This is a genomic window from Flavobacterium sp. DW-iso2 (assembly GCF_058725285.1).
On record NZ_JBZXDY010000030.1, the window covers coordinates 1 to 13,727 of the forward strand.

Here is a 13,727-nt window from a genome sequence, read left to right on the forward strand (position 1 = left end):
CCATTAGTAACAATAGCTTTATTCCAATCAATATCTTTTGTATAGCTTAAAACAGGAAATTCTTTTAAAGTAATATTGTTGTTGAACCATGTTTGAGCTTCAATCGTATGATTTAAGATCACTGTTTCTTCAACTTGGCAATTACTTAAGGTGAGCGCTAGGACAAAAAACAGTAGAAATTTGCTAATGCAGCTTTGTGGTTTGTGGTTTGTTTCATAGTTTGATTTGTAAAGTTAAGACTATTCGGTTAAAGAGAATAAGGCAAAGTTATAGAAATAAAATTATTAATGAAATACCCAGTTGTAGTGATATTTTAAAAAACAAAACCCTTTCCGTTTTTGAAGGGAAAGGGTTTGTTTTATTTATTGTGTTTTTAGACTTAATTTACTTCAAATCCCAGTTTTTCTCTAACTCTCGCTAGAACACCATTGGCAACAGCCGTAGCTTTTCCGGCTCCTATTTTCAATAATGCATCTACCTCTTCGAGATTATTTAGATAGTAATTGTATTTTTCTCTTTCGGTTTTGAATTTTTCGCATATCAGTTCAAACAAAGCTTGTTTGGCGTGACCATAACCATAGTTTCCACCTTCATAATTAGCACGCATCGCAGCTAGTTGCTCGGCAGTGGCTAACAACGAATAAATAGCAAAAGCATTACACGTATCAGGATTTTTAGGTTCTTCTAGCGGTGTGCTATCCGTTTCTATAGACATCACTTGCTTGCGCAATGCTTTGTCTTCTAGAAATATATTAATTAAATTGTTAGCCGATTTACTCATTTTTCCGCCATTTGTTCCAGGAATCAGCATGCTGTCTTCCTGAATTTTAGCTTCCGGAATTACGAAGGTTTCGCCCATCTGGTGGTTGAATCTTGAAGCTACATCACGGGTGATTTCTACATGTTGTAATTGATCTTTCCCTACGGGAACTAGTTCAGCGTCATATAATAAAATATCGGCAGCCATTAACATTGGATACGAAAACAATCCTGCGTTTACATCTTCTAATCTATCGGCTTTATCTTTAAACGAATGCGCTAGGGTCAAACGTTGAAAAGGAAAAAAACAACTCAGATACCAAGATAACTCCGCTGTTTGCGGCACATCTGATTGTCTGTAAAAAACTACTTTATTGACGTCTAATCCACAAGCTAGCCAAGCTGCTGCCGTGCTGTAGGTATTCGTTCTTAGTAATTTTCCGTTTTTTATTTGCGTAATCGAATGCAAGTCGGCAATGAAAAGAAACGATTCGTTTTTAGGATCATTTGATAATTGTATTGCCGGTATAATTGCGCCCAGTAAGTTTCCTAAATGTGGAGTTCCTGTACTTTGAACGCCTGTAAGTATTTTTGCCATTGTAATTTTTTCTTGATTGCAAAGTTCGTGAAGTTTTTCTCAATGTTAACAACGATTATTCTTTTTTTACCGCAAAGTCAGCAAAGGTTTTCGCAAAGTTAAAAGTTAGTTGTTTTTTTTATAAATTATTAGCAACTCTTCTTATTCTATTTTTTTAAAAGCACTTCATTAAAGTTAATTAGTAGTCCAAGTTTATAATTTCCTAATTTTAAATAAGTCAAAGTTTGAGCTAAATGGATATCATTTAAAGATTCTACACTTTTAAGTTCGATATTTAATTTCTTTTCTACTAATAAATCAACTCTATAACCACAATCTAATATTACTTCCTCAAATTTTATTGGCATGGAGTTCTCTTTTTTCAATATAAAGTCCGAACTGATTTATTTTGTAAAACAAACATTCTTTAGTTGCATTTTCTAGAAGTCCAGGGCCTAGCGCTTTAAGAACATCGATTGCTAAACCAATTACAATTTTTGAAATTTCATTTTCGGTCATCTTTAAAACTTTGCATTCTTTGCGGTTAATAACACACTAACTTTAATTCTTTTATCAAAAGTAACATTCGATTCATTACTTTTGACGCCATGAAAGGAATAAAAATAATTTTCTGGACTTTATGGCGGATGTGGTTTTATGTTTTATTTACTATCCCAATAGTGATAATGTTGCCATTTTTATTAGTGTCTATCGTTTCTGAAAAAGGCTATCCGTACTATTTTAAAATGTCTCGAATTTGGGCCAAATTCATACTCTTCGGAATGGGGTTTTACTATAAAATTGAAAAAAACCAAACCTTAGAACCGAATAAAAGTTATATGATTGTGGCTAATCACACTTCTATGACCGATATTATGCTGATGCTCGCCACGGTTAAAAACCCTTTTGTTTTTGTTGGAAAAGTAGAGTTGGGCAAGATTCCGTTATTTGGATTTTTCTACAAACGAACTTGTATTTTAGTAGACAGAGGTTGCTCTAAAAGCCGTTTGACTGTTTTTAATGAGGCTCAGAAAAGATTAGACCGCGGTTTAAGTGTTTGTATTTTTCCTGAAGGCGGCGTTCCTGATGATGAATCTCTACTTTTGGATACTTTTAAAGACGGTGCATTCCGACTCGCAATTGAACATCAAATCCCAATAGTTCCTATTACTTTTGCCGATAATAAAAAGAGACTTTCTTATACTTTTTTTAGCGGTGGCCCAGGATTAATGCGTGTTAAAATACACGAACAAATCGAAACCTCTGGAAAAACAGGTTCAGACAGAAGACATATCAGAGAGGAAGTTCGGGATGTCATTTATAATCAGTTAGTGCAGTTTGAGAAAGAATCAAAAGAGAAGAAACCGATTTTTGCAAAAAGTAAAGTATAAAAAAAGAGTTGGCCATGGCCAACTCTTTTTTAGTTTTATGCGTCTGCTAATTCTTTTATTCTGGCTTTAATCTTTAATTCAAGTTCATCTGCTAATTCCGGATTGTCTTTTATTAACGATTTTACAGCATCACGTCCTTGTCCTAATTTGGTTTCACCATAACTGAACCAAGAACCTGCTTTTTTGATAATTTCAAACTCTACAGCAAGATCTAAAATCTCCCCTGTTTTTGAAATTCCTTCGCCGTACATGATGTCAAATTCGGCAATTTTAAAAGGGGGTGCTACTTTGTTCTTCACCACTTTTACTTTGGTTCTGTTACCCAGAACGCTGTCTCCGTCTTTAATTTGTGTAGAACGACGGATATCTAAACGTACCGAAGCGTAGAATTTCAATGCATTTCCACCAGTAGTCGTTTCCGGATTTCCAAACATTACTCCAATTTTCTCTCTCAATTGATTGATAAAGAATACAGTACAATTAGTTTTACTGATTGTACCAGTTAATTTTCTTAAAGCTTGAGACATCAAACGAGCATGAAGTCCCATTTTAGAATCTCCCATTTCACCTTCGATTTCACTTTTTGGAGTCAAAGCAGCAACAGAGTCAATAACAACAATATCAATTGCTCCTGAACGAATCAGATTTTCAGCTATTTCTAATGCTTGTTCTCCATTATCGGGTTGAGAAATAATCAGATTTTCAATATCTACCCCTAATTTCTCAGCATAATTTCTGTCGAATGCATGCTCTGCATCAATAAATGCTGCAATTCCACCCGCTTTTTGAGCTTCTGCAATGGCATGAAGTGTCAAAGTAGTCTTTCCAGAAGATTCTGGGCCGTATATTTCGATTATTCTTCCTCTTGGATATCCACCAACTCCTAATGCTAAATCGATACCCAAAGACCCTGAAGAAATAGTTTCTACTTCTACAATGGCTTTATCGCCCATTTTCATTACAGTTCCTTTTCCGTAGGTTTTATCCAGTTTGTCAAGCGTAAGTTGTAGCGCTTTTAATTTTGCTTCTTTCTCTGTACTCATCTTCTCTTTCTCTTTTACCTTTTCTTTCATCTATTTGTATTGTTTTTCTATCTGTAACAAACTAACAGGATGTGTTATTATCCTGAAAATTTCATTTAAAAGTAATTGTATATTTTCGTAAAAATACTTCTTTTTATGATGCGAATTTTCTCTTTCAACATTTTTTTTAAACTCTTGATTTTGCCAAAAAATCAGAGCGTTAATTTCTCTTTTTTTATAAGAACAAGGCCTTCAATTCTGTAGCTTCCTCTGGTTTCATTTTTCCGGCCAAAACTAAACTGAGTTGTTTGCGTCTTAGCGCGGCATCAAAACGTTCTTTTTCTAGTTCCGTTTCTGGGATTATTTGAGGTACTTCTACCGGTCTTCCCGTATCATCTACTGCAACAAAAGTGTAAATGGCCTCATTGGCTTTCGTTTTATTACCAGACTCTCTGTCTTCTACCCAGATGTCGATAAAAATCTCCATCGAACTTTTGAAAGCTCTAGAAACTTTAGCCTCAACAGTAACTACACTTCCTAACGGAATGGCTCTATTGAAAGCCACGCTATTTACAGATGCTGTCACTACGATTCTTCTTGAATGTCTTCTTGCTGCAATACTCGCAGCACGATCCATACGTGCTAGTAATTCACCGCCAAAAAGATTATTCAAAGGATTTGTTTCGCTTGGTAACACTAAATCGGTTAATGTTGTCAAGGATTCGGAAGGATGTTTTGGTGTCATTTTATTTGTCAATGTAATTACTGTTTTCTTTTTTTTATGTATTCTAATTTAACCAGTACACGGCCATTACTGCCGGTATAAAATAGATAACAATGGTTCTTGCTCCATCGTAATCTTTTGCCAATCGTTGCCCAAAAAGCAACATAAGTAAAGTTATGCAAGAAAATACTGCGCCGTAAAAACCAAACTCTCTACCGTTGTTTATCAATAACTCGATACAACCTACAATGCACAAAATACCAGATATTAATTCTAAGACTAGCACATTGGCTAAAGCCAAAGGCACTTGATTTCGTAAAGGTGTTTTAGCAAAATGACCTTTTAACCAGTCGACATTGTCTTTCCAATAAAACAGTTTATCGTAACCAGATTGAAGAAAAGAGATCGCTAAAAAAACTAAAATTAAAATAGAGGCAACGTTGTTCATAAGGTTATTTTTTGTGGATTAGACGTGTTAGTTTGATTGATAAATCAGTTAAAATAATTTTTGCGTTTCCGTTGCGTTCCACGTGATACATGGCGTCGGATAGTTCTTTGAAAATATCGTGAATGTTATTGCCGTTTACAAAAGGAGCAAAATTTTCTAGTTTGAATTTATCGACTTTAGGTTCAAAATAAACTAACGACTTGGTCTCGTAATTCAGCATTAGCGCCTGACGGAACATTTCGATACAAAATTGAAGAAATTTCTTTTGGGTTTCTCGTCCCAAGCCGGCAATTTTTTCACTCCAAAGAATCAAATCTTGAATCGCCGCAGCATTTCCTTTTGCTTTAAATGCTGCCCGAACCCAGGTAACAAACCATTGCTCAAAGGGGTGCTCTTCATCATCAGCATGGAGTAAATGCAAGGCAATGTTGTAGTTTCCTTGTGCCTGATGTGCGATTTTCGCCGCCAGTTTTGGGTCGGCTTGTTCTTTTGCTATCAAGGCTTCGGCAATAATAGGCTCGCTTAAACCGTTAAAATGTAAAATCTGGCAACGAGAACGTATCGTTTGAATTAAATCTTCTTCGTTTTCAGTGATTAAAATAAAAACGGTCTTTTCTGGCGGTTCTTCCAGCAGCTTTAATAATTTATTGGAAGCAGAAATGTTTAGTTTGTCTGCCATCCAGATGATCATAATTTTATAACCGCCTTCATATGATTTTAACGACAATGCTTTTAGAATTTCCTGTGCATCATCTACTCTTATTTCGCCTTGCTTGTTTTGAACACCTAATATGGCATACCAGTCAAATAAACCGCCGTAGGGGTTTTTAGTTATGAACTGTCGCCAATCAGTAATGAAATCAATACTTTTAGGATTTTTCTTTACTTCTTCGGTCGTTACGGTAGGATAGGCAAAGTGTAAATCAGGATGCGATATTTTTTGAAACTTTAAATTACATGCTTGATTGGCACCATTATTCTCTCCGTTTTGATTGCCGCATAAAATGTACTGTGCGTAGGCAATGGCCATGGGTAAAGTGCCGCTCCCTTCAGGACCGACAAACAATTGTGCGTGCGGGATTCTACCCAAATCGGCACTTCGTGTCAGATGATTTTTTATGTGTACTTGCCCTAAAATTTCAGAAAATTGCATTAAGCAAAGATATAAGAAAATGGGATAGTCAAAAATTTTCATAAAGAAACTTTAAAATGTTGTTAGCTCATTTTTTATCGCAATTTCATTTTGCAAAGTCCATACAATTTTTTTGTTAAAAAGCTGTAATACAAGTAGCTATTATTGTAATAATAAATTTTTAAACGCAACTAATATAATTTAATGTTAAAAAACGATTAAATCCTTTGAAATGTGCGTTTTACAAGTTTAAAAACTTTTTTTAAGGAATTTTCGTTAAACAAAAATTTTACAAAACATAATAATAAAGTTGCAAATTAACTTAATTTGTATATTTTTGTTTTTCTTAACTAAAGTTTAAATTATTTAATTATGAAAAGGAAGATTGTTTTTTTAAGTTTATTTTTAATTTTATCGATAAGCGGTGTATCTGCTCAAAGCAAAGATTTGCCTCAAAGTATTATTAGTAAGACAGCGGTAATAAGAGGTTATCACGTTCAGCAAGAGTTAAAAGAAATGAATAAAGGAGAATTATTAGAATTATATATTGAACGTATAAAAGTTTTGGTTAAAATACTGCCTCACATTGCTTTAGCTACTAAGCCAGGAGTAACTCTAACGGACTTAGGAATACCTAATAACGCAGACAATAAAAAAGCACTAGCTAGTCAGGATGAAAGCTGCACGAAGTTTCTTGAATCTACAGTTGAGTTTCAAAGAACAATGGTACCTTATTCTGATACAAGAAATTTAATAAATGCTATTCTGTTTTATGAAAATATAATGAAATCATTACATGAGTTTGACTCTAACTAATGATTAAAATTCGGTTTCATTAAATAATTGGTTTTTATAAGAGTAGCGTGCTGATTTCGAATAATAGTTAAAAACACATATTTAATTTATGCTGAAAAAAGCCGCAAAAGCTGGAAAGAGTTTTTGGATTATTAATTTTATCTTTTAATGCCATGAAAAAATTACCCCAAATTTTAGTGATTTTCCTTTTAGGAGTTTGCAGTGTGAATGCACAGCAAGAAAAAGGAATTATAGGTTCTAGTAACTGGTTAAATTACTGGACAGAATTTAGACCCAATAAAATTGAGTATAGCGAAGCCAATCAGATATTGGCAGGTTCTATTTCTGTAAATACAAAGCTGTACAAGAAGAATGTTTATGTGTTACAAGGAAGCGTATTCGTAACTAATAATGCTGTTCTTACCATTGAACCAGGAACTGTAATACTAGGAGACTATGATTCTAAAGCATCGCTCACCATCACAAGAGGTGCTAGCATTATTGCAGAAGGTTTAGAGACAGACCCGATCGTTTTTACCTCTAATAGAGGAGTAAGAAAAGCGGGAGATTGGGGAGGAATAATCATATTAGGAGATGCTCCTATTAATAAATTTGGAAATGTTTCGTCTGTGAATTATGATTTGGATAATGCCTTGACTTCTTATGGAGGTACAAATCCAAGTAGCAATTCAGGTATTTTGAAATATGTAAGAATTGAATTTGCTGGGAAAAGTATAAAAGATGCAGGTGTTTTTAATGGGTTGCTATTAGGTGGTGTAGGAAACAAAACAGTGTTCGAAAACATAATGGTAAGTTATTGTGCCGGTGATTCTTTTGAAGTATTTGGAGGAGAAGTTGTTCTGAATAAGTTAGTTTCTTTTAAATCAAGTAGTATTGATTATAAGTTTAATTATGGAACTCAATGTCGCATTGATAACTCCATTGCAATACGAAACTCTTATATATCTAGTAATACAGGTTCCAGATGTATGGATATTGCCTCTTATGATAAAAAATCAGAAGTTGATTTTACTAAACAACAAACCTTGGTTACAGCAACTAATCTAACATTTGTTAATGATAGTGATAATTTAAGCGTTGATATTCAAAAGGGTTTAGTGAAAGAAGCGGTACATATAGGAGACAACGCCTCTATTGTTTTCAAGAGAAGTGTTATTTCTGGGTTTAATCCCGCGGTTTTGTTAGACAATAATATCGTTATTAATAACGCAAATTTGATTAAGATTAAATTTGAAGATATGTATTTCAATTTTTGTAATGGAAATATCTTTACGGAATTCAACTCTAATAATGATGATTTAGAGAGTTGGTATGGTAGTAGCGCATTTTTTAATGTGTTTGCCAAAAGCGATAATAAGGAAACTTTTATCGATTTCGCTAATGAGAAAAAACCAGATTTTAGATTACAACTTTCTAAAATTACGGCCTCTAACAACCATTAATTGAAAACCCTACTGTAAAATTATTTGATTTATGACGTGGAGGTTTATACTAATGACATATAACATGTTTTTAATTAGACCAAATAATGTATAGAAAAACACCCCTTTTCTTTAAAAAATTTTTTTGTTTTTTGTTTTTGGTTTTACCTTTAACAGCCAGTTTATATGCTCAAATGACTATAGGGAAACCTACTTTCCTTAGTTATATTTGTGCAAATTCTGGATTTAATAGTTTTGAAGTTCAATTTACTTTTAATGCCGCAGGAGTAACTCCTACTAATCAATTTATAGTGGAGTTATCAGATCCGGTGGGTAATTTCTCTGCGACGCCTACAGTACTTTACACTTCTGTTGCGGGAGCAGTTAGCAGCTCTCCAGCAACTCTTGCGTTTGCGGTGCCTACCACTACAGCGGGTGAAGGTTATAAACTTAGAATACGAAGTACTTCAGCAGCTTTTACAAGTCCTGTATCTAATTCTTTTGCAGCCTATTATAAAATACAAGACACTCCGTTTTCGATTAATAACTTTGTAGGAAACGCCACCTATTGTATTGGGGGAAGTTACGTTTTAACGATTGATAATCCAGGAACCGGAACTAATGATTCCCCATTAAAGTATCCCTCTTTAACCTATAATTGGTTTAAAGATAACGGATCGACACTACCACCAACTAAACTCGCTTCCGCAGCAGCCGGTAGCTATACGGTTAGTACCCCAGGAATTTATTATGTAGAAACGAATTATGGTACTTGTACATCAAATTCATATTCAAATCGAGTTACTGTTTCGGCATCTTCAACCTCTGGTACAGCTACGATAATATCTAGTAAAGGAAATCCTTTTTGTGCGGCACAAGGCGCAACAATATTAAGCGCTACTGCAGGTAACAATTACCAATGGTCAAATGAAAATGGCGTTATTTCGGGTGCTAATAGCCAAACTTTTAGTGCTACTGTTGCTGGAAAATATGCTGTAAAGGTTGATTTTGGAGGTTGTCAGGCGAATGCTTCGATTGATTTGCAAAATGTTAAATTTGCGAGTAGTATCAACGTTAGCGATGTGAATACAATTGCGCCTGGAGAATCTTTAGAGACAGTCGTGACAACTGATGCACTCAATCCTACGTTTGCATGGTATTTAAATGATGTTGTTATTCCTGGTGCAATAGGAAACACCTATAGCGTTACTAGTAAAGGAAGTTACAAGGTGGTGATTACTCAAACCTCGGGATGTGTTAGTTCTAGTGAGTTGCCATTTATAGTGAACTTATCTTTTGATCCCAATCCGTTTCCAGACGTAGCAGATATACCTAACATAGTAAGCCCTAATAACGACGGTGTAAATGATACTTGGGTTTTACCGCAAGAATATGTGAGTGGTACAAATACCGAAATAATGGTAATCAGTGCTCAAGGAGAAATTGTATTTCAAACCAATGATTATCAAAATAATTGGCCTGATAATCAGGTTGATTTTAAAAATGTAACCCCAGTTTTTTATTATATTATTACAACACAAGATAAAAAAGTAAAAAAAGGCTCAATAACCGTGTTTAAATAAAATGAGAAAAATTCTACTTTTCATAGCCCTTTTTTATGGCACAACTCAATTACTCTATTCTCAAGACCAAGAGAATGGAGTTGTTTCGTTTTCATTACCCATAAGGAATTCCTTGAAGTTTAATAAATTTTTAATCAACCCTACTTTTAGTTTTGTTAGGGAACAAAACACCTATGTTAGTTTTTATAATAAAAGACAATGGATTCAATTTGATAATGCACCTTTAACTTATTTGGCTAGTTATTCTGGGAGGTTTGGTGAGAATGAAGGAATGGCTATTGGTTTGTTTCAGCAAAATTATGGTGTTTTAACTACTTTTGGAGCTGTTGGAAATTTTGCTCACAATGTTGTTCTTCAAGAAGATAGTAACCTGACTTTCGGTGTGAATGTAGGTTTTTATAAAAGCGGCCTAAATAGCGGTAAGGTAATATCGAATTACCCTGATCCAGCTTTAGACAACGTACCCTCTAATTCTTTATTAACGGTTAACCCAGGTATAAATTACGGAACCGCTTTTCTAGATTTTGGTATTTCTGCAAATAACCTTTTTTTATATAATCTTAAAACGTCCAAATTAGTTGAAGAGGATCCCGAAAAAAGCATTGAAGGGCACATTATGTATACGGGATATTTAGATACGTATGGTTTTTTTGACAAGAGTAAATTTTCAAGTTTAGTTAAAAGCGAATTTAAAAAAGATAAAACTGTTATTTCGGGCTTAGTGATGTTTACTGTTCCCAAAGGAATTTGGGCACAGGCAGGTTATAATACCTTGTACGGAATGTCTGCTGGGGTAGGGATGAACATAACTTCAAGAATAGCGGTTGAGTATAATTTTGAAAAAGGAACTGGAAATTTTTCTAATTTTGGATCTTCACATGAAATCGTATTTGCATATAAATTCAAAAGTAATAATTTCTACTATGGCGATGATGAAGAAGAAGGTTCGCTTATTGCTGCAGCGGAGAGAAAACCAGTTAATGTAAAACCAAAAGAATCTACAATTCTTTCTCCGATTGATGCTCAAAAATTAAAAGAACTCAAAGAGGCTTTAATTGTTCAAAAGGAAGAAAGACGATTATTCAAATTGCAAGAAATTGCAGATGCGAAGGCGAAAGCAGATGCGGCAGCACAGGCTAAATTGGCGGCAGATGCCAAAGCAAAAGCAGATGCGCAAGCGCAAGCTAAATTACAGCCCAATGCAGCGGCGCAAGCTAAATTAGCAGCTGATGCCAAAGCAAAAGCAGATGCAGCAGCTCAGACTAAACTAGTAGCAGATGCCAAGGCAAAAGCCGATGCAGCAGCACAGGTTAAATTAGCAGCAGATGCCAAAGCAAAAGCCGATGCCGCAACACAAGCTAAATTAGCAGCTGATAGCAAAGCAAAAGCCGATGCCGCAACACGAGCTAAATTAGTAGCAGATGCCAAAGCAAAAGCCGATGCAGTAGCACAGACCAAACTTATTGATGACGCCAAAGCGAAAGCTGATGCAGCAGCACAAGCTAAACTAGCAGCTGATGCCAAAGCAAAAGCCGATGCAGCAGCACAGACGAAACTTATTGATGATGCCAAAGCAAAAGCAGATGCAGCAGCACAAGCAAAATTAGCGGCAGACGCCAAAGCTAAAGCCGATGCAGAAACACAGACCAAACTTATTGATGACGCCAAAGCGAAAGCTGATGCAGCAGCACAAGCTAAACTAGCAGCTGATGCCAAAGCAAAAGCCGATGCAGAAGCACAGACGAAACTTATTGATGACGCCAAAGCAAAAGCAGATGCAGCAGCACAAGAGAAACTAGCAGCTGATGCCAAAGCAAAAGCCGATGCAGCAGCACAAGCGAAATTAGCAGCGGATGCCAAAGCAAAAGCAAAAGCAGATGCAGCAACACAAGATAAATTAGCGGCAGACGCCAAAGCTAAAGCCGATGCAGAAGCACAGACGAAACTTATTGATGACGCCAAAGCGAAAGCGGATGCAGCAGCACAAGCGAAATTAGCAGCGGATGCCAAAGCAAAAGCCGATGCGGCAGCACAAGATAAATTAGCAGCAGATGCTAAAGCAAAAGCAGATGTAGCAGCACAAGCTAAACTAGCAGCTGATGCCAAAGCAAAAGCGGATGCAGCAGCACAAGAGAAACTAGCGGCAGATGCCAAAGCAAAAGCGGATGCAGAAGCACAAGCGAAATTAGCAGCTGATGCTAAATCGAAAGCTGATGCAGCAGCGCAAGCTAAACTAGCAGCAGATGCTAAATCAAAAGCCGATGCGGACGCTAAACTTGCAGATGCACAAGCAAAAGCAGATGCAGCAGCACAAGAGAAACTAGCGGCAGATGCCAAAGCAAAAGCGGATGCAGCAGCACAAGCTAAACTAGCAGCAGATGCTAAAGCAAAAGCCGATGCGGACGCTAAACTTGCAGATGCACAAGCGAAAGCGGATGCAGCTGCACAAGCTAAATTAGCAGCGGATGCCAAAGCTAAAGCAGATGCCGAAGCTAAACTAGCGGATGCACAAGCGAAATTAGCAGCAGACGCCAAAGTAAAAGCAGATGCGGACGCTAAACTTGCAGATGCCAAAGCAAAAGCAGCAGCACAAGCGAAATTAGCAGCGGATGCCAAAGCAAAAGCAGATGCGGACGCTAAACTTGCAGATGCACAAGCGAAAGCGGATGCAGCAGCACAAGCGAAATTAGCAGCGGATGCCAAAGCAAAAGCGGATGCGGACGCTAAACTTGCAGATGCTAAAGAGAAAGCGGATGCAGCAGCGCAAGCGAAATTAGCAGCAGACGCCAAAGTAAAAGCCGACGCAGAAGCGCAGGCTAAAGCAAGCATAGTTCCGAAAGACACCAATGCGAAAGCGATGGATAATTTGGCTCAAATAATGGAGAATTCTAATGAGATGCAAAAACAATTATTGTCTCAGTTGAATGAAAAGGTCGCCAATAAAGAAAAAGAACTGAAAGATTTAAAACAAGAAAATGATTTAAGTGAACAAGGGATCGTTAGCGCTCCTAAGGAATTTAAAAGTAGTGCCGGTGAGAATGGGGCATTGGAATCTTTAAAAATACAAATTACTGATGCAAATAAAAGTCAAAATGATCTTTTAAATAAATTCAAAGTCTTGTATGACGAACGAGTTAAAAAAGTATCCGATAAAAATGATGCGCTTACAAAAAGTTATTTGAGTACTATTACATCTTTAAAAAGTGCACAATTAAAAGCAGAGCAGACCAATGCAAATTTAATTGCCTCTTTAGAAAAGATTAAGGTGGAAGCAGAAATTGAGAGGAAACGTAGAATAAAACGTGCTGCTTTTGTGAATGATGATGGAAGGTATTTAGAAGACGTTGCCGCTTTAAAACGTATTAAAGAAACAACAAAAGTAAGTGCAGCGCCAGTCAAATCAGAAGATTTTGATTATGGAGAGGAGCAAGCCAATATGCAAATTAAGAAGAATATTAAAAATGTTGAAGGAGGCTATTATTTAATACTTGCTGCACATAAAGAGGTTGCAAAAAGAGATGTTTTCTTAACGAAAGCCGTGTCAGCGGGTCTATCAAATGTTAATTTCTTTTATGACGTAAATTCAGGTAACTATTTTATTTATAGCGATAAATATGATAATTTACAGGAAGCGCAGAACGCCCTAGGGTCAAAAGGCAAGAAGCCGTATAATGGTAAAATGGTAATTATTAAGGTAGAATAGGAATGGATAAAGCAGCGTGGAATTAAGTTCCCCGCTGCTTAGGTCTTTATGGGTCAGGATTAAAATGATGCTCATCCGTTCGTCGTGAAGAACTCGATTTGACCAAAAGAAACAATGAAGATAGTTGTCAGGAGTGGAAAGGAAATTACAG

General features: G+C 36.1%; 12 protein-coding genes. 5 read left to right on the forward strand and 7 right to left on the reverse strand.

All coding sequences use genetic code 11. From position 1 onward, the window contains the following. Positions 1-379: 379 nt before the first annotated feature. The 3 genes from trpS to AC4PRO_RS16020 form a co-directional block, all read right to left on the reverse strand. Complete coding sequence (gene trpS, locus AC4PRO_RS16010; protein WP_492118092.1) at positions 380-1,357, reverse strand: tryptophan--tRNA ligase; 978 nt, start codon at positions 1,355-1,357, stop codon at positions 380-382. Positions 1,358-1,503: 146 nt separating this feature from the next. Then, entirely contained in the window at positions 1,504-1,704 is a 201-nt protein-coding gene (locus AC4PRO_RS16015; protein WP_492118093.1) for a GxxExxY protein, read from the reverse strand. Further along, entirely contained in the window at positions 1,688-1,855 is a 168-nt protein-coding gene (locus tag AC4PRO_RS16020) for a GxxExxY protein (RefSeq protein ID WP_262488701.1), read from the reverse strand. The genes AC4PRO_RS16015 and AC4PRO_RS16020 overlap by 17 nt, the downstream gene beginning before the upstream one ends. Before the next feature lie 89 nt (positions 1,856-1,944). Here AC4PRO_RS16020 and AC4PRO_RS16025 point away from each other — a divergent pair, with 89 nt between their 5' ends. Further along, positions 1,945-2,727 carry a lysophospholipid acyltransferase family protein gene (locus AC4PRO_RS16025; RefSeq protein ID WP_074720270.1) on the forward strand — a complete coding sequence of 261 codons (783 nt, stop codon included), beginning with the start codon at positions 1,945-1,947 and terminating at the stop codon, positions 2,725-2,727. Positions 2,728-2,762: 35 nt separating this feature from the next. Here AC4PRO_RS16025 and recA read toward each other — a convergent pair whose 3' ends face one another. The 4 genes from recA to AC4PRO_RS16045 form a co-directional block, all read right to left on the reverse strand. Further along, a complete protein-coding gene (recA, locus tag AC4PRO_RS16030) occupies positions 2,763-3,770 on the reverse strand; it encodes a recombinase RecA (RefSeq protein WP_139174183.1) in 1,008 nt (335 codons plus the stop codon). A gap of 214 nt (positions 3,771-3,984) precedes the next feature. Beyond that, the gene (locus tag AC4PRO_RS16035) at positions 3,985-4,494 is read right to left on the reverse strand and encodes an acyl-CoA thioesterase (protein WP_492118094.1); all 510 of its coding nucleotides are present in this window, start codon (positions 4,492-4,494) and stop codon (positions 3,985-3,987) included. Between the two features lie 43 nt (positions 4,495-4,537). Then, entirely contained in the window at positions 4,538-4,921 is a 384-nt protein-coding gene (locus AC4PRO_RS16040; protein WP_074720264.1) for a DoxX family membrane protein, read from the reverse strand. 4 nt (positions 4,922-4,925) lie between these two features. Continuing rightward, positions 4,926-6,074, reverse strand: a complete 1,149-nt coding sequence (locus tag AC4PRO_RS16045; protein ID WP_074720262.1) for a DNA polymerase III subunit — start codon at positions 6,072-6,074, stop codon at positions 4,926-4,928. A gap of 351 nt (positions 6,075-6,425) precedes the next feature. Between AC4PRO_RS16045 and AC4PRO_RS16050 the strand changes: the two genes are divergently transcribed. From AC4PRO_RS16050 to AC4PRO_RS16065, 4 genes are all read left to right on the forward strand, one after another. Continuing rightward, positions 6,426-6,869 (forward strand): hypothetical protein, encoded by a 444-nt coding sequence (locus tag AC4PRO_RS16050; RefSeq protein WP_074720260.1) that lies wholly within the window; start codon positions 6,426-6,428, stop codon positions 6,867-6,869. 152 nt (positions 6,870-7,021) lie between these two features. Then, the gene (locus AC4PRO_RS16055; protein WP_492118095.1) at positions 7,022-8,311 is read left to right on the forward strand and encodes a beta-helix domain-containing protein; all 1,290 of its coding nucleotides are present in this window, start codon (positions 7,022-7,024) and stop codon (positions 8,309-8,311) included. 173 nt (positions 8,312-8,484) lie between these two features. Continuing rightward, positions 8,485-9,873: a T9SS type B sorting domain-containing protein gene (locus AC4PRO_RS16060; RefSeq protein ID WP_492118096.1), complete on the forward strand. Its 1,389-nt coding sequence runs from the start codon at positions 8,485-8,487 to the stop codon at positions 9,871-9,873. Position 9,874: 1 nt separating this feature from the next. Beyond that, positions 9,875-13,576 carry a PorP/SprF family type IX secretion system membrane protein gene (locus AC4PRO_RS16065; protein ID WP_492118097.1) on the forward strand — a complete coding sequence of 1,234 codons (3,702 nt, stop codon included), beginning with the start codon at positions 9,875-9,877 and terminating at the stop codon, positions 13,574-13,576. The last annotated feature ends 151 nt before the right edge of the window (positions 13,577-13,727 follow it).